This is a genomic window from Xanthomonas sp. CFBP 8443 (genome assembly GCF_025666195.1).
Taxonomy (GTDB): Bacteria; Pseudomonadota; Gammaproteobacteria; order Xanthomonadales; family Xanthomonadaceae; genus Xanthomonas_A.
In genome coordinates this window covers 1057595-1075763 of record NZ_CP102592.1, presented here as the reverse complement: position 1 = coordinate 1075763, position 18169 = coordinate 1057595, and the positions used below count along the sequence as shown (strand labels likewise).

The window sequence follows — 18169 nt, the reverse complement described above, 5'->3', positions numbered from 1 at the left end:
CAGCGGGTACGGGCGACTTCACGCCGCAGTGCGGCACGGTATGGTGGCGCGCTTGTGGCCGTCGATCAGGCACCTGGCCTTCTCTCATCCGGCCCTGCGGGGCACCTTCCGCCGAAAAGGGGGCCCATCCTGACGGGAGAAGGGGAACAGCCGCGGCGTGCTTAGCCCCTCTCCCATCGGGAGAGGGTTGGGGTGAGGGTACGGCGCGAAGCGACTCGAAGTCCCTAACCGGCGAAATGCTCGTAGCCGCGCCGCGGCGGCTGCCACGGCTGGCCGTGCGCGTCGCGTACGACGATGCCGCTGCCCGCGACAATGCGGCCGATCGGCGTCGCGTCCTCGCCGATCGCCTGCAGCGCCTGCACGATGGCCGCGCGCTGCGCCGGTGCGGCGGTGAAGCACAGCTCGTAGTCGTCGCCGCCGCCCAGTTGCCAGGCGTGCACCTGCGCGGCATCCGCCTCCGCCGGTGCGGCGGCGGCCGGCAACGCGGCCAGCCATAGTTCGGCGCCGACCCCGCTGCGTACGCAGATGTGGTCCAGGTCGGCCAGCAGACCGTCGGAGATGTCGACGCAGGCGTGCGCCAGCCCGCGCAGGCGCAATCCAGCCTGCACCCGCGGCGACGGCCGCAGCAGGCGCTGGCGCAAATGCTCGTGAATCGGATCGGCAGCGACCTGCGCCACGTCCAGGCGTCCGGCCTGCCACAGCGCCAGCGCGGCGGCGGCCTCGCCGGGGCGGCCGGTCACCCAGATCTCGTCGCCCGGCTGCGCGCCGTCGCGGCGCAAGGCGGCGCCGGGCGCCACGCTGCCGATCGCGGTGACCGACAGCGACAGCGGCCCGCGCGTGGTGTCGCCGCCGGCCAGCACGATGGCGTGCGCGTCGGCCAGCGCGAAGAAGCCGTCGGCGAAGGCGTCGATCCAGCCCGCATCCTCGTGCGGCAACGACAGCGACAGCGTGCACCAGCGCGGCTGCGCGCCCATCGCGGCCAGATCGGACAGGTTCACCGCCAGCGTCTTCCAGCCCACATCGGCCGGCGCGGTCTCAGGCGGAAAGTGCACGCCGGCGTTGAGCGTATCGGTGGTGATCGCCAACTGCTCGCCCGGCGGCGGCTGCAGCAGCGCCGCATCGTCGCCGATCCCCAGCGGCACGTCGTCGCGCACCCCGATCCGGGCACGCAGGCGATCGATCAGATCGAATTCGGGCATTTGGGGGCCGGGATTGGGGATGCGGGATTGGAGATTGCAATAGCCGGGATGGGCCGCCATTCACCGGGAAGCGTGCTGGATTCGGGGTCGAGGCCTACGGTCGCCAAGCATTGCCGCGAATGCATTCCTTCGCGCGATCAACGATGGCTACCGGGAAGCCGCTCTTGCGAATCCCCAATCCCCAATGCCGAACCCCGCGCCGCCTAGGCGGCGCCCCCCGACTCCACCGCGCGCCATTCCAGCGCGGCGCGGTCGAGCACGCCGTTGACGTAGGTGTGGCCGTGTTCGGAGCCGAACCGCTTGGCGGTCTCGATCGCTTCGTTGATCACCACGCGGTACGGCACGTCCTGGCGATGCAGCAGTTCGTAGGCGGCCAGGCGCAGCACCGCGCGCTCGATCGCGTCCACTTCCTCGACCGCGCGGTCCAGGTAGCCGACCAGCGCCGCGTCCAGTTCGGCGCGGTGCTTGAGCACGCCTTCGACCAGGTTCTCGAAATAGATCAGGTCGGCCAGTTCGTGCGCCTGCTCGTGCGCGAACTGCGCGATCACGTGCTGCGCGGTGCCGCCGGCGATCTGCCAGGCGTAGATCGCCTGCAGCGCGCGCCGGCGCGCGCGCGAACGCAGCACCGGATCGACGCCGTCGCGGCGGACGTGCTTGTGGCCAGCGGACTTGTTCACGGCAGCAGCTCCAGAAGATTGACCATTTCCAACGCGGTCAGCGCCGCTTCCTCGCCCTTGTTGCCGTGGCTGCCGCCGGCGCGTGCCTCGGCGTCCTCGACCCGCTCCACCGCCAGCACGCCGTTGAGCACCGGGATGCGGAAATCCAGCGACACCCGCAGCAGGCCTTCGGCGCAGCCGTCGGCCACGTGCTCGTAGTGTCGGGTGTCGCCGCGGATCACGCAGCCCAGCGCGATGATCGCTGCGTGCTTGCCGGCGGCGGCCAGACGCGCGGCAGCCAGCGGCAGTTCCCAGGCACCGGGCACGCGGATCACGTCCACCGCCTCGTCGGCGATGCCGTTGCCGGACAGGCTTTCGCGCGCGCCGGCGACCAGCACGTCGGTGATGCGCGCGTTCCAGCGGCTGGCGATGATCGCGAACCGGGCCGCTTCGGGAGCGCGGAGGTCGCCTTCGTAGTGGGTCATGGCGGTGGCGGGTTCAGGGGGTTGGAGAGTTTAGCAGTGCAGCCGGGACCGGGGACCGTCGAGCCGGGACCAGGGACCGGGGACCAGGGACCCGGAAAAGCAAAAGCAGGCCGCGGGTTTCATGCCGTTGGCTCTTGCCGTTCCGGGTCCCCGGTCCCCGGTCCCCGGTCCCGCCCGGGTCCCGAGTCCCGAGTCCCGAGTCCCGACCCCACCTCCACATGCTCCACCACCTCCAGCCCGAACCCGGCCAGGCCGACCTGGCGGCGCGGGGTGCCCAGCACGCGCAGCTTGCCCAGGCCCAGGTCGGCCAGGATCTGGCTGCCGGCGCCGTTGCGCCGCCACTGCCCCACGTCCTTGCTGTTGGCGACCACGTCGGGCTGCTTGCGCAACCGCGCCAGCAGCGCCTGGCTGTCGCGCGGCGCCGACAGCACCACCATCACCCCGCTGCCGGCGTCGGCGATCGCGCGCAGCGCGTCGCTGGCGGCCACGCCGAAATCGTCGCGGCGCCAGTGCAGCAGGTCGGCCAGCGGGTTCTCCACCTGCACCCGCACCAGGGTCGGCGTGTCCGCGTCCGGGGTGCCGCGGACCAGCGCGAAATGCAGGTCGTGGGCGATGCGGTCGCGGTAGGTGACCAGGGTGAAGCCGCCGAACTCGGTCTCGATGGCGCGCTCGTCGATGCGCTCGACGGTGTGCTCGGTGGCCAGGCGATAGGCGATCAGGTCGGCGATCGAGCCCATCTTCAGCCCGTGCAGGCGCGCGAATTCCTCCAGCTGCGGGCGCCGCGCCATGCTGCCGTCGGGATTGAGCACCTCCACCAGCACCCCGGCCGGCTCCAGCCCGGCCAGCAGCGGCAGGTCGCCGGCGGCCTCGGTGTGGCCGGCGCGGGTCAGCACGCCGCCGGGCTGGGCGATCAGCGGGAAGATGTGGCCGGGCTGGCTCAGGTCGTGCGGCTTGGCGTCGGGTTTGACCGCGGTGCGCACGGTATGCGCGCGGTCGTAGGCGGAGATGCCGGTGGTGACGCCCTCGGCCGCTTCGATGCTGACGGTGAAGTTGGTGTGGAACTGCGCGGTGTTGTGCTGGACCATCGGCGCCAGCCCGAGCTGCGCGCAGCGCTCGCGGGTCAGCGACAGGCACACCAGGCCGCGCGCATGGGTGACCATGAAATTGATGTCGGACGGCTTGACCAGTTCGGCGGCCATGATCAGGTCGCCCTCGTTCTCGCGGTCCTCGTCGTCGACGATGACCACCATGCGGCCGGCGCGGATCTCTTCCAGCAGCTCGGGGACGGGGGCGAAGTTCAGGCTGGGGGCAGTGGACGGTGACATGGGGACTCGCAGGATTCGCAGGAGGTGGCGCCGCGGCGCCGGCAGCGCGGGCTGCGGCGACACGGCCATCGGGAGCAAGGACGGGTGGCGTCAGCCGTCGCGGCCTTGCAGCAGGCGTTCGACGTAGCGCGCGACCAGGTCGATTTCGAGGTTCACCGCGGCGCCCACGGCGGTCTGCGCGAACGCGGTGTTGGCCACCGTGTGCGGAATCAGCGCGACCTCGAACCCGGCGGCGTCCACTTCGTTGACGGTCAGGCTGACCCCGTCCACGCAGATCGAGCCCTTCTTGGCGATGTAGCGCAGCAGCGCCGGCGGCGCGGCGAAGCGCCAGCGTTGCGCGCGCGCGTCCTCGTGGATCGACAGCACGCTGCCAAGGCCGTCGACATGGCCGCTGACCAGGTGCCCGCCGAGGCGGTCGGTCGGGCGCATCGCCCGCTCCAGGTTCAGCGCCGCGCCTTCGGCGAGCGCGCCGAGCGTGGTCAGCGACAGGGTCTCGGTGGACGCATCGGCCTGGAACGACGCCGCGTCGAAGGCGACCACGGTCAGGCACACGCCGTTGACCGCGATGCTCTCGCCGAGCTGCACGTCGGCGAACGGCAGGCTGCCGGTGGAGAAGGTGAAGCGGATGTCGCCGCCCTGCGGCTGGCGCGCGGCCAGGCGGCCGACGCCTTCGATGATTCCGGTGAACATAAACGTTTCTCGCAAGGATGGTGAGCGAAAAACGCCACAAGGCAAACAGGCGCGCGCGCAGCCGCGAGGCTGCGCGAAGGCCGTCTTCTTTCATCCGGACTATACCGTCGGCTCCGGCATCGGACCGGATCTGCTGACCTTGCGCAGCGGCACCGGCACTGCGTGCCGGTTGCCTCTGTCCAAGCGCTCGCGGGCTCGTGCGCGAACGCACCTACCGCCGGTGGGGAATCGCACCCCGCCCTGAAGACGTTTGTGGTGCCGGCGAACCGGCGTGCGCATTCTAGCAGGGCGCGGCTTGGCACCCGCTGCGGCGGGCGGGCCACCGATGGGACGTAGCGTCACGGCGAAGGCGGCAACCGTGCGCCGTGGCGACAGCACACCGGCGCAGCAGATGCCGGTTGCCGCTACCCGGCGTCCGCCGCCGCCGGACGCAGCAGCAGGCGCAGGTCGTCGCCGACCTGGCGGGTCTCCAGCAAGCGCAGCGGCACGCGCTGCGCCATCGTGTCGATGCCCAGGCCGGCCAGCAGCGGGCGCGCGGCGTCGCCGAGCAGCAGCGGCGCCAGGTACAGCAGCACTTCGTCGACCAGGCCGGCGCGCAGCAGCGACCCGCCCAGGGTCGCACCGGCTTCGACCTGGACTTCGTTGATGCCGCGCTCGGCGAGCAGGCGCAGCGCCGCGGCCAGATCGAGGCGACCGGACTGCATCGCGACCGCGGCGAACTCGGCGCCCGGCAGCGGCGGCGGCGCCAGCCCCGGCGCGTGCAGGTACAGCGTCGGCGCGGCGCCATCGCGCACCTTGGCCCGCTGCAGCGTGCGCAGCTGCGCATCCAGCACCACGCGCAGCGGCGGCACCACATCGGTACCGTCATCCAGGCGCACCGTCAGCGACGGATCGTCGGCCAGCACGGTGCCGGCACCGGTCAGGATCGCCCCGGCGCGCGCGCGCCAGCGCTGCACGTCGTGGCGCGCGGCCGCGCCGGTGATCCACTTGGATTCGCCGCTGGCCAGCGCGGTGCGCCCATCCAGGCTGGCGCCGAGCTTGACCCGCAGCCACGGCCGGCCGCGCTCCACCCGCGACAGGAAGCCGCGGTTCAAGGCGCGCGCCTGCGTGTCCATCAGCCCGCTGCGGACCTCGATGCCGGCCTCGCGCAGCAGCGCAAAGCCGCCGCCGTTGACCTGCGGAAACGGGTCGGCCATCGCCGCCACCACGCGGGTCACCCCGGCCTCGATCAACGCCAGCGCGCACGGCGGCGTGCGCCCGAAATGCGCGCACGGCTCCAGGGTCACGTAGGCGGTGGCGCCGCGCGCACGCGCGCCGGCGTCGCGCAGCGCGAACACCTCCGCGTGCGGGCCGCCGGCACGTTGGTGGAAGCCCTCGCCGACCACCTCGCCGTCGCGCACCAGCACGCAGCCCACCATCGGGTTGGGGCGCGTGGTGTAGGCGCCGCGCTCGGCCAGGCGCAGCGCCTGCGCCATGTGCCGATGATCGTCGGCGGAAAACCCGCCCATCTCGCTGCCGCTCATGCCGCCAGCGCGCCGGCGTCGATGCGCATCACCGTCACCTGCAGCGGCCCCAGCGGCAGCTGCACATGCGGCTGCCAGCCCAGGCGCTGGTAGAACGGCACCAGATGCGGCTGGCAATACAGATACAGGTAGCCTACCTGCAGCCGCGCCGCGGCCTGCACGCAATGCGCGACCAATTGCGCGCCGAGTCCGCCGCTGCGCGCCTGCGGGCGCACGTACAGCGTCGCCAGCCACGGCGAGAACTGGCGGATGCGCGCGTCGTCGTTCTGCAGCAGGCTGACCGAACCGAGCCAGTCGTCGCCGTCGAGCGCGATCCAGGTGGTCGGGATGCGGCTGTCGCAGCGGTGGCTGCGCAGGTCGGCTTCGGCCTCGTCCAGCGCCCATTCCGGCAGCAGCGGGCCGAACGCCTGCAGGTGTTCGCTGGCCAGCGCCGGGATGTGCTGCGGCGCCTCGGCCAGGCAGACGATGCGCATGCCGGTCAGCGCTTGCCGGACTTGTCGCCCGGCTTGTCGACGCGGACCAGGTCCAGCAGCGGCAACTGCTCGCTGCCCACCGGCAACTCGCGTTCGAGCTTCTCGATCTCCTCGCGGAAATCGGCCACGTCCTGGAAGCTGCGGTACACCGAGGCGAAGCGCACGTAGCCGACATGGTCGAGCTTGCGCAGCTCGGCCATCACGTATTCGCCGACCCGGATCGACGGCAGCTCGCGCTCGCCGGACATGCGCAGCTGGTGCACCACCGCGCGCACCGCCGCCTCGATCTGCTCCTCGGCCACCGGCCGCTTCTGCAGCGCGCGGTCGAAGCTGGTGCGCAGCTTGCGCGCATCGAAGGCCTCGCGGCCGCCGTCGCTCTTGATCACCGTCGGCAGCTTCAGCTCGATCGTCTCCAGCGTACTGAAGCGCTCGCCGCACGCCTCGCACTCGCGGCGCCGGCGGATCGTCGCGCCGTCCTCGGACACGCGCGAATCGATCACGCGGGTGTCGGTGTGCTGGCAGAAGGGGCAGTGCATCAGGAAAGCCGGGACTCGGGACCCGGGACTCGGAACCCGGTGAAAAGCGGAATCCATCGACCGGCCGGCCCAATGGCCATGCCAGCGGATGCGGGAGCCGGCGCTGTGCCGAGTCCCGAGTCCCGAGTCCCGAGTCCCGACACCTCAGCCATACACCGGATACTTCCTGCACTGCGCGGTCACCGCCTCGCGCACGCGGGCGATGACCGCGGCATCGGCCGGGGCGTCGAGCACGTCGGCGATCCAGTTGGCCAGGTCGATGCTGTCCTGCTCCAGGTAGCCGCGGGTGGTGATGGCCGGGGTGCCCAGGCGCAGGCCCGAGGTCACGAACGGCGAGCGCGGGTCGTTGGGCACCGAGTTCTTGTTGACGGTGATGTGGGCCTTGCCCAGCGCGGCTTCCGCGTCCTTGCCGGACACGTCCTTGCCGATCATGTCCACCAGCATCAGGTGGTTCTCGGTGCCGCCGGAGACGATCTTGTAGCCGCGCGCGATCAGGGTCTTGGCCATCGCCTGCGCGTTCTTCACCACCTGCTGCTGGTAGTCCTTGAATTCCGGCTCCAGCGCTTCCTTGAACGCCACCGCCTTGGCCGCGATCACGTGCATCAGCGGGCCGCCCTGGATGCCCGGGAACACGATCGACTGCAGCTTCTTGACCAGTTCCTCGCTCGCGCCCTTGGCCAGGATGATGCCGCCGCGCGGGCCGCGCAGGGTCTTGTGGGTGGTCGAGGTGACCACGTGCGCGTGGTCCATCGGGCTCGGATACACGCCGGCGGCGACCAGGCCGGCCACGTGCGCCATGTCCACGAACAGCACCGCGCCGACCTGGTCGGCGATGGCGCGGAAGCGCGCCCAGTCGATCTTCTGCGAATACGCGGAGAAGCCGGCGACGACCATCTTCGGCTTGTGCTCCAGCGCCAGCCGCTCGACTTCGTCGTAGTCGATCAGGCCCTGCTCGTTCACCCCGTACTGCACCGCGTTGAACAGCTTGCCGGAGGCGTTGACCTTGGCGCCGTGGGTCAGATGGCCGCCGTGGGCCAGCGACATGCCCAGGATGGTGTCGCCCGGCTGCAGCAGCGCGAAGTACACCGCCTGGTTGGCCTGCGAGCCGCTGTGCGGCTGCACGTTGGCGTAGTCGGCGCCGAACAGCTGCTTGACCCGGTCGATCGCCAACTGCTCGGCGATGTCGACGAATTCGCAGCCGCCGTAGTAGCGCTTGCCCGGATAGCCCTCGGCGTACTTGTTGGTCAGTTGGCTGCCCTGGGCTTCCATCACCCGCGGGCTGCAGTAGTTCTCGCTGGCGATCAGCTCGACATGGTCTTCCTGGCGGCCGGCTTCGGCGGCGATGGCCTGGGCCAGTTCGGGATCGTAGGTTTCGATGCGGGCGTCGCGCGGGAACATCGGGTCTCCAGGGGCATGGACAAAAGGCAGACCGCTAGTTTAAGCCCCGCGCAGGGCCGGCGGCGAACCAAAACGACGACGGCCTCCCGCAGGAGGCCGTCGTGGCGTGCCCAGTGGCCCGGATCAACGGCCGTTGAGCACCAGGTCGGCGATGATGCCGCTGGCGATGGCGACCATCAGCAGGTTGCCGCGGTCGTCGCGGACCCAGCGGTAGCCGTACGGCGGACGCCGCACCTGGTAGCGGTCGTAGTCGTAGACCACGTAGTTGGGTCCGTAGTAGCGCTGGCCGCGCGCCCACGGCGGCGGGCCGGGATGGCGGTAGTAGACGACGTCCGGACGGCGCCGGTAGCCGTCGCGGTAGCCCTGGCTGTAGTAGCGGCGGTCGTCGTGGCGTTCGCGTTCGCGCCAGCGGCGGTCGCGGTCGCGATCCCGGTCGTGCCAGTCGCGATCGCGGCCGCGGTCGTTGTCGTTCCAGCCGTGACGGTCGCGGTCGCGATCGCCCCAACCGTCGCGGGCGAAGGCCGGCGGCGCCATGAAACCCAGCGCCAGCAGGGACGAAAGGGCAAGGGTGGCAATGCGTGTGGTGTTCATGGCTGCTCCGTCACTTTTGGTGTCACGACTGCATTAATGCGCCCGGCGTCTGAACCGCTTCCTGCTGGAACCGGTTACGCATTCAGCTTGCTGGAAACGAGTAAGCGACCGTTACTTTTCGACCTGTTTTTCCTTTGTATGTCCGCGTGGGCGACGTCGGCATTGCGGCGGCCCCTGCGGTCACATTGCCCTCCTGCCCCGCGCCGCCAACCCGCGCATGCGCGCCAGACACCCACGCTCAGTGGCGGTGCGCTTCGCCACTGCCCGCCGCGGCGACGCCGGCCGGCTGCGCATGCAGCTGCAGCAGCGCCGTCCGCGCCGCTTCGTCGGCAGGCAGGTAGACCACCAGCCGGTTGCCGTTGCGCGGCGCCGACCACCAGTTGACCTGCTGCAGCTGCAGCTCGCCGACCTGCGGATGGTGGAAGCGCTTGAGCTGGTTTTCCACGCCGCGCACCTCGCGCCGTTGCCGCCACAGCGCGTCGAACTCGGACGAGGCGTCGCGATACCGCGCCAGCAGGCGCTCCCATGCCGGTTCGCCCAGGTGCTCGCCCATGGCGGCGCGCAACAGCGCCACCATCTGCTGCAGGACGTTGTCCCGGTCGACCAGGCGCGCGCGCCAGCACGGGTTGGTGAACGCCTGGTAGACGCAGTTGCGGTCGGTTTCGGGCAGCTCCGCCAGGGTCACTCCCATCAGACGTTCGAAAGCGAGGTTGGCGCCCAGGATGTCGAAGCGCGGACTCTGCAGCATCGCCGGCCAGGGACCGAGCTGATCGAGCAGCATGCGCCCGGTATCGGTCAGCCGCTCGCACGGCGGCTGCAGCCGCTGCACCGCATCGCCCAGGCCGGCCAGCGCCAGCACGTGGCCGGTCTCCACATCCGAGCACTGCAGGGCGCCGGCGATGGCGGTCAGCACGCGCGCGGAGGCGCGCACCGGCCGGCCCTGTTCGAGCCAGGTGTACCAGGTGACGCCGACATCGGCGAGCGCGGCCACCTCCTCGCGGCGCAGGCCCGGCGTGCGGCGCCTGCCGGCACGCGGCAGGCCCAACCGCGCCGGATCCAGGCTCTCGCGGCGCGCGCGCAGGAAGGCGCCGAGCGCACGGGCGCGTTCGACGGCCAGCGCCGGGCCGTGCGTGGCGACGGCGGCGCTGCCCGCCGCAGCGCTGGTGGGAGACAGCCGATCATTGAGCATTGGTGTTCTCCGTCCGGGTCCGCGCATCGAACCGAGTCACAGGCAGGAAGCGCCAGTACCATGATAAATAACTACTTGTACCAGTTTAGAGGGTTCGCATACTGCGCGCCATGACCACCTCCTGTCCCTCCCCCGCCGCACCCACGCCCGTCGATCGCCGCGACCGGCACCCGCCGCGGTGCGCCCACCCCGACGCCGCGGCGCCGACCCTGGGCGCACGCGGGCTGGCGATCCTGCTGATCGGCCAGATGCTGCCGCTGATCGACTTTTCCATCATCAATGTCGCCCTCGGCTCCATCGCCCACACGCTGCACGCCTCGGCGATGGCGCTGGAACTGATCGTGGCGGTGTACGGCGTGGCCTTCGCGGTGGGCCTGGCCGCGGGCGGGCGACTGGGCGACAACTTGGGCCGGCGCCGGGTGTTCGCCGCCGGGGTGCTGCTGTTCGGCTTGGCCTCGTTGCTGTGCGGGGCGGCCGGATCGGTGGCGGCGCTGCTGGCCGGGCGCGTGCTGCAGGGCCTGGGCGCGGCGCTGGCGGTGCCGCAGATCCTCGCCACCATCCACGTCAGCCTGCGCGGCGAGGCGCATGCGCGTGCGCTGGCGCTGTACGGCTCGTTGGGCGGGATCGCGTTCGTCATCGGCCAGGTGCTGGGCGGCACCCTGGTCAGCGCCGACATCGCCGGTTCCGGTTGGCGCGCGATCTTCCTGATCAACCTGCCGTTCTGCGTGCTGGCGCTGGCGGGCCTGCGCTCGGTGCCGGAGACCCGCGCCGCGCGGCGGACGCCGCCGGACCTGGCCGGCGCCGGCCTGCTGGGGCTGTTCCTGGCCTGCCTGCTGCTGCCGCTGGCGCTCGGCCCCACGCTGCACTGGTCCGCGCCGTGCCTGGCGGTGCTGGCCGCGACGCTGCCGTTGCTGGTGGCGCTGGCCCGTACCGAGGCATGGCAGGAACGCCGCGGCCGCCAGCCGCTGTTGCCGCCGGCGCTGCTGCGCCTGCCCAGCGTGCGCTTCGCGCTGCTGCTGGGCGCGCTGTTCTTCGCCTGCTGGAGCGGCTTCATGTTCGTGCTCGCGCTGACCTTGCAGGCCGGCGCGGGACTGTCACCGCTGCAGTCGGGCAATGCCTTCATCGTGCTCGGCGCGGCGTATTTCTGCTCGGCATTGGTCAGCGCGCGTGCGGTGGCCCGGTTCGGGCTGCTGCCCACGCTGCTGCTGGGCTGTACGGTGCAGATGCTGGGCCTGCTGGCGCTGGCCTGGACGCTGCACGCGGCCTGGCCGCATCCCGGCTGGCGCGACCTGGCGGCGCCGACGGCGCTGATCGGGGCCGGCCAGGCGTGGATCGTGGCCTGCTTCTACCGCATCGGCCTGTCGCAGGTGCCGACCGAGCACGCCGGTGCCGGCAGCGCCATGCTCTCCACCATCCTGCAGGCCGCGATGGGCCTGGGGCCGGCGGCGCTGGGCGCGGTCTACGCGCATGCGCACGGCGGCGGCAGCCTGGCGGCGATGCAGACGGCGCTGGCAAGCGAGTGGCTGGCGATGCTGCTGCTGGTGGCGTGCACGCTGCGCTACCGGCAGCGTCAGCGTCGCGCCGGCCAGATGCCGACGGCGCGCCCCTAGCCCCGGCATCGCCGCGTCCGCACGCGGCGCGTGCATGTCGGCGCGGACGTGCCAACGCCGGTGCCGCTATAATCGCGGGTATCCATTTCGTCGCCTTCCGGCTCCGGCCGGCGGGCGTCCTGCGCCTACGGAGACCCCATGTCGCAATACATCTACACCATGAACGGCGTCAGCAAGACGGTGCCGCCGAAGCGCCAGATCATCAAGGACATCTCGCTGTCGTTCTTCCCCGGCGCCAAGATCGGCCTGCTCGGCCTCAACGGCGCGGGCAAGTCGACGGTGCTGAAGATCATGGCCGGCGTGGACACCGACTTCAGCGGCGAAGCGCGCCCGCAGCCGGGCATCAAGGTCGGCTACCTGGCGCAGGAGCCGGAGCTGGACCCGACCAAGACCGTGCGCGAAGCGGTCGAGGAAGGCGTCGGCGAAGTGCTGCAGGCGCAGGCCGCGCTGGACAAGATCTACGAGGCCTATGCCGAGGAAGGCGCCGACTTCGACAAGCTCGCCGCCGAGCAGCAGCGGCTGGAGGCGATCCTCGCCGCCGGCGATGCGCACATGGTCGAGCAGCAGTTGGAGATCGCCGCCGATGCGCTGCGCCTGCCGCCGTGGGACGCGGTGATCGGCCCGCTGTCGGGCGGCGAGAAGCGCCGCGTGGCGCTGTGCCGGCTGCTGCTGCAGAAGCCGGACATGCTGCTGCTCGACGAACCGACCAACCACCTCGACGCCGAGTCGGTGGAATGGCTGGAGCAGTTCCTGGCGCGCTACACCGGCACCGTGGTGGCGGTGACCCACGATCGCTACTTCCTGGACAACGCCGCCGAGTGGATCCTGGAACTGGACCGCGGCCGCGGCATCCCGTGGAAGGGCAACTACACCGACTGGCTGATGCAGAAGGAAGAGCGCCTGAAGCAGGAAGACAACCAGGAGAAGTCGCGGCAGAAGGCGATCCAGAAGGAGCTGGAATGGTCGCGGCAGAACGCCAAGGGCGGCCGCACCAAGGGCAAGGCGCGTCTGGCGCGGCTGGAAGAACTGCAGTCGGTCGACTACCAGCGCCGCAACGAGACCAACGAGATCTTCATTCCGCCGGGCGAGCGCCTGGGCAATGCGGTGCTCGAGTTCAAGCACGTCACCAAGAAGTTCGGCGACCGCCTGCTGATCGACGATCTCAGCTTCCTGGTGCCGTCCGGCGCCATCGTCGGCATCATCGGCCCCAACGGCGCCGGCAAGTCGACGCTGTTCAAGATGATCATCGGCAAGGAGAAGCCGGACTCCGGCGAGATCGTGCTCGGGCCGACGGTGAAGCTGGCCTACGTGGACCAGAGCCGCGACAAGCTGGAAGGCAACCACAACGTGTTCCAGGAAGTCTCCGGCGGCCTGGACATCCTCAACATCAACGGCGTGGAGATCCAGTCGCGCGCCTACCTGGGCCGCTTCAACTTCAAGGGCCAGGACCAGCAGAAGCTGGTCGGCAGCCTCTCCGGCGGCGAACGCGGGCGCCTGCACATGGCCAAGACCCTGCTGCAGGGCGGCAACGTGCTGCTGCTCGACGAACCGTCCAACGACCTGGACATCGAGACGCTGCGCGCGCTGGAAGACGCGCTGCTGGAGTTCCCGGGCAACACCTTCGTGATCTCGCATGACCGCTGGTTCCTGGATCGCATTGCGACCCACATCCTGGCGTTCGAAGGCGACTCGCACGTGGAGTTCTTCCAGGGCAACTACCGCGAGTACGAGATCGACAAGCGCCGCCGCATGGGCGACGACGCCGGTCCGAAGCGGCTGCGCTTCAAGGCGCTGAAGTAAGCCTGCAGGCAAGCGTTCCCGCAAACGGCCGCGCCCTTGCGCGGCCGTTTGCGTTTCGGCGTTGCGTCGCCACGCCGCCGTCCTCGCAGCGATGGCGCACGCCAGCGAGCATGCGCACGCGGCGCGGCGCCGACAGCGCAGACATCCCTCCCCGAATGCGCTGCAGCGGCAACATGCCCAGCCACGCAAGTCGGTGAGTACGTGCGCGCCGAACCGCCGGTCATCGAACCGCATCGGCAACATGACCGGCAGCCGGCCAGTACGCGCCGCGCCACGCGATCTTTCTGGGCGATGGTGTAGAAACATGCCTGGACCTCGCCGCTCGCGGAAGCAATGAACAACGCTCGCCCTGGATCCCGTCCCTTCCCGCTCAGTCGCCGCGACCTGCTACGGCTGGCCGTGCTCGCGCCTGCCGCGTTCGGCGCGAGCCTGCTGCCGGGCTGCGCCAACCCGCCGCGGTTCGACGGCGGTTTCATCCAGCCCTGGCGCAGCCACCTGGAAATGAGCGCGCAGGACTGGCAGCAGCACATGGCGCTGGCCCAGCGCATGGGCTGCCGCCAGATCGTGGTGCAGTGGGCAGGGTTGTACGGCAGCGGCGGCGATGCGGACTGGGACGTGCCGGACAGCGTGATGCAGTTGATCTTCTCCACCGCCGCTGCGGCGGGCTTGCGGGTGCGGGTCGGCCTGCCCTACCACAGCGGCTGGTGGAAGGCGCTGCAGACGCCGGACCTGGCCGCGCTGGATGCCTTCCTGGCGCTGACCCTGGACAACGCCCGCGCCTACCTGCTGCGCGCGCCGTGGGCCGCGCAGGGCAACTTCGACGGCTGGTACCTGCCCTACGAGTTGGAGCAGTTCCACTGGGCGCAGGACGAGCGCCAGCAGCGCCTGTGCGCCTGGCTCGCCGCGTTCTGCGCTGCGGCCAGCGCCGGCACCGCGCAGCCGACCGCGATCTCCACCTATTTCAGCCGGCTGCAGACCGACGGCTCGCTGGCGCAGCTGTGGACCCGCATCCTCGACCAGGTGCCGCTGCGGCCGATGGTGCAGGACGGGGTCGGCGTGGCCGGGCTGGACAACCTGGATGGCGTGGATCCGCTGCTGGCGCTGCTGCGCGCGCGCCAGGTCGACTTCGACGTGGTGGTCGAACTGTTCGAGCAATTGCCGAGCTCGGCCGCCGACGGCAGCAACTTCCAGGCGCAGACCGCCGATGCCGCGCGCATCCGCAAGCAGCTGGCATGGGCGCACGCCAGCGGCGCCGCCGGCATCTTCGCCTTCGCGCTGGATCCGTGGCTGTCGCAGGACACCCCGCGCGCGCAGGCGCTGCGCCGGCAGTGGCGCGCCGGGCGCCAGTAGCGCCGTGCACGCCTCGGCAGAAGCCGTGGCGCTTGTTACAGCGCGCGGCCGATGATGTCGCGCAGGATCTCGCTGGTGCCGCCGAAGATGCGCAACGCGCGCGCGTCGGCCCAGGCGCGGCCGATGCCGTACTCGCTGCTGTAGCCGTAGCCGCCGTGCAGCTGCAGCAGCGCGTCCAGCACCTGGCCCTGGATCTCGGTGGCGTTGAGCTTGGCCATCGCCGCGGTGGTGGCCTGCAGCCGGCCCTGCAGCTGCGCGTCCAGGCACTGGTCGAGGAAGCTGCGCAGCATCGCCAGCCGCGCGGCCGCATCGGCGAGCACGAAGCGGGTGTTCTGGTGGTCGATCAGGTGGCGGCCGAACGCCTTGCGCTGGCGCACGTAGGCGATGGTCTCGGCGAGCATGCCTTCGGCCGAGGCGGCCGCGCGCAGCGCGATCGCCAGGCGTTCGGCAGCCAGCTGTTCGCCGAGGTAGTCGAAGCCGCGCTGCTCCTCGCCGAGCAGGTGCGAGACCGGCACCGCCACGTCCTGGAAGAACAGCTCGCTGGTGTCCTGCGCGTGCTGGCCGATCTTGGCCATCGGCGCGCCGCGGCTGATGCCGGGCAGCGCGGTATCGACGCAGAACAAGGTCAATCCGCGCGCGCCCAGCTCCGGCGCCACCGTGGCCACCACCACCGCCACGTCGGCGTTGCTGCCGTTGGTGATCCAGGTCTTCTGGCCGTTGAGCAGGTAGTGATCGCCGTGCCGTTCGGCACGGGTACGGATCGCCTTCAGGTCGCTGCCGGCGCCGGGCTCGGTCATCGCGATCGCGCCGATCGCCTCGCCGCGCGCCATCTTCGGCAGCCAGGCATCGCGTACCGCGTCGCTGCCGTACTGCATCAGGTACGGCGCGGCCATGTCCGAATGGATCGAGAAGCCGATGCCGAGGAAATTGGCCCGCGCCAGTTCCTCGATCACGCAGGCGGCATGCCCGTAGTCGCCGCCCAGGCCGTAGGGCTCGGGCAGCTGGCAGTTGAGCAGGCCGGCGGCGCCGGCCGCGCGCCACAGCGAACGCGGCGTGATGCCGTCGCGTTCCCATTGCGCGTAGTGCGGGGCGATCTGTGCGTCGATGAAACGCCGCACCTGTTCGCGGAACAGGGCATGGTCTTCGCGGAAGACGGCGCGCTCGATCACGCTCAGCGGCCCACCGGATCGGTGCCGCTGAGCTGGCCCTGCAGGACCGGCGCGGCGGCGCTGCCGCTCAGGAACAGGCTGTAGTGGTCGCCGGGCTGCAACGGCGGCAGCGCCAACGGCGCGCTGTCCTTGCCGCCGCACGCGGCGACCAGGCGCGCCTGGACCGGGTTGATCGCGCGCGCGCTGCTGGCGCCCGCGGCGACCGTCGGGAACACCACCGGGCCGTTGTCGGCCATCGCCAGCCGCGCCTGGCTGCAACCGCTGGCCAGGTTGTAGAAACGGATCTCGGCCTTGAGCGCGTCGCTGCTGCCGCCGCCGTCGGCCAGTACCGCCAGCGGCCGCGCCGGCGCGGCCGGGTCCAGCACCAGCGTGGTGAAGCTGCCGGCGGCGACCTGCGCCTGCTGGCGCGCCTTGCCGGCCACGCGTACCGCGAACGGCTTGCCGCCTTCGACGATGGCGTAACGGGTGGCGCGGACGGCCGGGCCGATGCGCTGCTCGGCACCGTTGCCGACGCCGACCGCGAGCGCGGCGCTGCCCGGGTTGAGCACGCGCACGAACGCCGAACCGGCCGGCGGGCGCGCGGCATACAGCTGCGCGAGGCGGCCTTCCGATGCGCCCTGCTGGGCGCTGGCGGCCAGCGGCGAGAGGGCCAGCACCGCGCCGGCAAGCAGGGTCATGATCGGTTTCATCGTTTGGTTTCCTGGCTGCGGAGCGTGCGCGCCAGTGCGTAGCGCTGCTCCAGTTGTTTGCGATCGACCTTGTTGGTGGCGCCGGTGGGCAACGCGTCCACGGCGATCAGTTCGGAGGGAATCATGTATGGCGGCACGCGCTGGCCGAGCTGCCGCTTCCAGTCCTGCAAGGCGTCGGGCAGCGGCTGCACTGCGCCTGCGCCCGGCGCGGCCAGTTCGACGAAGCCGATCATCCGCACCAGGCTGCCGTCTGGCCGGCGCAGCACTACCGCCGCACCGGCGACCACGCCGTCCAGGGTGGACAGCGCCGCATCCACTTCGGCCAGTTCGATGCGGTAGCCGTTGAGCTTGATCTGGTCGTCCTTGCGGCCGCGGAAATAGAGGCGGCCCTGCGCATCGATTTCGCCCAGGTCGCCGCTGCGGTAGGCGCGCTTGCCGTCGTGCTCGAACAGCACGCCCTGGTCCAGGTCCGGGCGCTCCAGATAGCCGCGCATCACGTGGTCGCCGGCCATGCAGATCTCGCCGCCGTCGATGAACACCTGCGCATACGGCTTGGCCACGCCGATCGGGAACGGGTTGGGCGCGGCCGCGCGCAGTGCGGCATCGATCTCCACCCAGGTGGTGGAACAGGTGGCTTCGGTCGGGCCATAGGAGTTGACGATACGCGCCTGCGGGAAGCGCGCCCACAACTCTTCGGCCAAGCGCGGGGTCAAAGATTCGGCGCCGAACACGAACACCTGCAGCGTGGGCAGGTGTTCGGCGCAAAAGCGCGGGTTGAGCAGCTGCTGGCGCACGAACGAGGGCGTGGACGCCCACACCGCCACATCGGCATCGCGCAGGTGGTCGACGAAGCGTTCGCTGTCGGCGATCACCTCGCGCGGGCACAGCACGCAGCAGCCGCCCAGGCCGAGCGCGCCGCACAGGTCGAACAGCGAGAAATCGAAGCTGAACAGCATCTGGTTGAGGAACGCCGGCGCCGGCCCCAGCGCCAGGCAATCGCGGATCCAGCCGGCGAACAGCGCCACGCTGTCGCGGCCGATCTGCACGCCCTTGGGATCGCCGGTGCTGCCGGAGGTGAACATGATGTAGGCCAGGTCCGGCACCGCCAGCGCGCGCGCGTCGTCGGCGCCGGGGCCGAACGTATCGGCCGCCGCGTCGTAGACCGCCGCGGCATGCACCAGCGCGGTGATGCGCTGCAGCCGCGCCGGCGGATTGATGGTGTCCACCGGCACGTAAGTCACGCCCAGTTGCAGGCAGCCGAGCATGGCCACCACGAAGGCGGACTGCTTATGGCCGGAAATCACCAACGCATGGCCAGGCTGCACGCCGGCCTGCTGCGCGCGCGCGATCCAGTCCTGCGTGGCCTGGTACAGCCCGGCCCAGTCCAGCACGCCGGCAGCATCGCGCAACGCCGGCGCATGCGGCGCCTGCTCGCGCTCGACGAAACGGCACTGGTCGAAATCAAAGCGCATGGCGGCGGCTCCGC

The 18169-nt window shown here is 71.0% G+C and carries 17 protein-coding genes and 1 riboswitch; of the genes, 3 read left to right on the top strand and 14 right to left on the bottom strand.

All coding sequences use genetic code 11. From position 1 onward, the window contains the following. Positions 1-224 precede the first annotated feature (224 nt). The 11 genes from thiL to NUG20_RS04430 all read right to left on the bottom strand — a co-directional run bounded on the left by thiL (position 225) and on the right by NUG20_RS04430 (position 10065). On the bottom strand, positions 225-1199 hold the full coding sequence (gene thiL / locus NUG20_RS04480) for a thiamine-phosphate kinase (RefSeq protein WP_263397254.1): 975 nt from the start codon (positions 1197-1199) through the stop codon (positions 225-227). A 203-nt stretch (positions 1200-1402) separates the two neighbouring features. Beyond that, entirely contained in the window at positions 1403-1876 is a 474-nt protein-coding gene (gene nusB / locus NUG20_RS04475) for a transcription antitermination factor NusB (RefSeq protein ID WP_263397253.1), read from the bottom strand. Further along, on the bottom strand, positions 1873-2340 hold the full coding sequence (gene ribH, locus NUG20_RS04470) for a 6,7-dimethyl-8-ribityllumazine synthase (protein WP_263397252.1): 468 nt from the start codon (positions 2338-2340) through the stop codon (positions 1873-1875). The genes nusB and ribH overlap by 4 nt, the downstream gene beginning before the upstream one ends. Positions 2341-2459: 119 nt before the next feature. After that, complete coding sequence (gene ribB, locus NUG20_RS04465) at positions 2460-3641, bottom strand: 3,4-dihydroxy-2-butanone-4-phosphate synthase (RefSeq protein ID WP_263398390.1); 1182 nt, start codon at positions 3639-3641, stop codon at positions 2460-2462. Positions 3642-3755: 114 nt separating this feature from the next. After that, the gene (locus tag NUG20_RS04460; RefSeq protein ID WP_263397251.1) at positions 3756-4355 is read right to left on the bottom strand and encodes a riboflavin synthase; all 600 of its coding nucleotides are present in this window, start codon (positions 4353-4355) and stop codon (positions 3756-3758) included. 78 nt (positions 4356-4433) lie between these two features. Next, positions 4434-4607: riboswitch (FMN riboswitch) on the bottom strand. A 152-nt stretch (positions 4608-4759) separates the two neighbouring features. After that, complete coding sequence (gene ribD, locus NUG20_RS04455) at positions 4760-5878, bottom strand: bifunctional diaminohydroxyphosphoribosylaminopyrimidine deaminase/5-amino-6-(5-phosphoribosylamino)uracil reductase RibD (RefSeq protein ID WP_263397250.1); 1119 nt, start codon at positions 5876-5878, stop codon at positions 4760-4762. Continuing rightward, on the bottom strand, positions 5875-6360 hold the full coding sequence (locus NUG20_RS04450) for a GNAT family N-acetyltransferase (protein WP_263398389.1): 486 nt from the start codon (positions 6358-6360) through the stop codon (positions 5875-5877). The genes ribD and NUG20_RS04450 overlap by 4 nt, the downstream gene beginning before the upstream one ends. After that, complete coding sequence (nrdR, locus tag NUG20_RS04445) at positions 6357-6887, bottom strand: transcriptional regulator NrdR (RefSeq protein WP_263397249.1); 531 nt, start codon at positions 6885-6887, stop codon at positions 6357-6359. Before nrdR ends, NUG20_RS04450 begins: the two co-directional genes overlap by 4 nt. Before the next feature lie 144 nt (positions 6888-7031). After that, on the bottom strand, positions 7032-8285 hold the full coding sequence (gene glyA, locus NUG20_RS04440) for a serine hydroxymethyltransferase (protein WP_263397248.1): 1254 nt from the start codon (positions 8283-8285) through the stop codon (positions 7032-7034). Positions 8286-8408: 123 nt separating this feature from the next. Continuing rightward, the gene (locus NUG20_RS04435; protein WP_263397247.1) at positions 8409-8876 is read right to left on the bottom strand and encodes an RcnB family protein; all 468 of its coding nucleotides are present in this window, start codon (positions 8874-8876) and stop codon (positions 8409-8411) included. Positions 8877-9114: 238 nt separating this feature from the next. Then, entirely contained in the window at positions 9115-10065 is a 951-nt protein-coding gene (locus NUG20_RS04430) for a helix-turn-helix transcriptional regulator (RefSeq protein WP_263397246.1), read from the bottom strand. Between the two features lie 110 nt (positions 10066-10175). On the opposite strand from NUG20_RS04430, the gene NUG20_RS04425 reads away from it, so the two are divergent. From NUG20_RS04425 to NUG20_RS04415, 3 genes are all read left to right on the top strand, one after another. Beyond that, positions 10176-11675 (top strand): MFS transporter, encoded by a 1500-nt coding sequence (locus NUG20_RS04425; protein ID WP_263397245.1) that lies wholly within the window; start codon positions 10176-10178, stop codon positions 11673-11675. Positions 11676-11813: 138 nt separating this feature from the next. Next, the gene (ettA, locus tag NUG20_RS04420) at positions 11814-13475 is read left to right on the top strand and encodes an energy-dependent translational throttle protein EttA (protein ID WP_263397244.1); all 1662 of its coding nucleotides are present in this window, start codon (positions 11814-11816) and stop codon (positions 13473-13475) included. Positions 13476-13808: 333 nt separating this feature from the next. Beyond that, positions 13809-14825, top strand: a complete 1017-nt coding sequence (locus NUG20_RS04415) for a DUF4434 domain-containing protein (protein ID WP_263397243.1) — start codon at positions 13809-13811, stop codon at positions 14823-14825. A 35-nt stretch (positions 14826-14860) separates the two neighbouring features. On the opposite strand, the gene NUG20_RS04410 is transcribed toward NUG20_RS04415, so the two are convergent. From NUG20_RS04410 to NUG20_RS04400, 3 genes are read right to left on the bottom strand one after another with little or no spacing between them, the layout of a single operon-like run. After that, entirely contained in the window at positions 14861-15994 is a 1134-nt protein-coding gene (locus NUG20_RS04410) for an acyl-CoA dehydrogenase family protein (protein ID WP_263397242.1), read from the bottom strand. 2 nt (positions 15995-15996) lie between these two features. Next, positions 15997-16683 carry an alginate O-acetyltransferase AlgF gene (locus NUG20_RS04405; protein ID WP_263397241.1) on the bottom strand — a complete coding sequence of 229 codons (687 nt, stop codon included), beginning with the start codon at positions 16681-16683 and terminating at the stop codon, positions 15997-15999. Further along, positions 16680-18155, bottom strand: a complete 1476-nt coding sequence (locus NUG20_RS04400; protein ID WP_263397240.1) for an AMP-binding protein — start codon at positions 18153-18155, stop codon at positions 16680-16682. Before NUG20_RS04400 ends, NUG20_RS04405 begins: the two co-directional genes overlap by 4 nt. Positions 18156-18169: the final 14 nt, after the last annotated feature.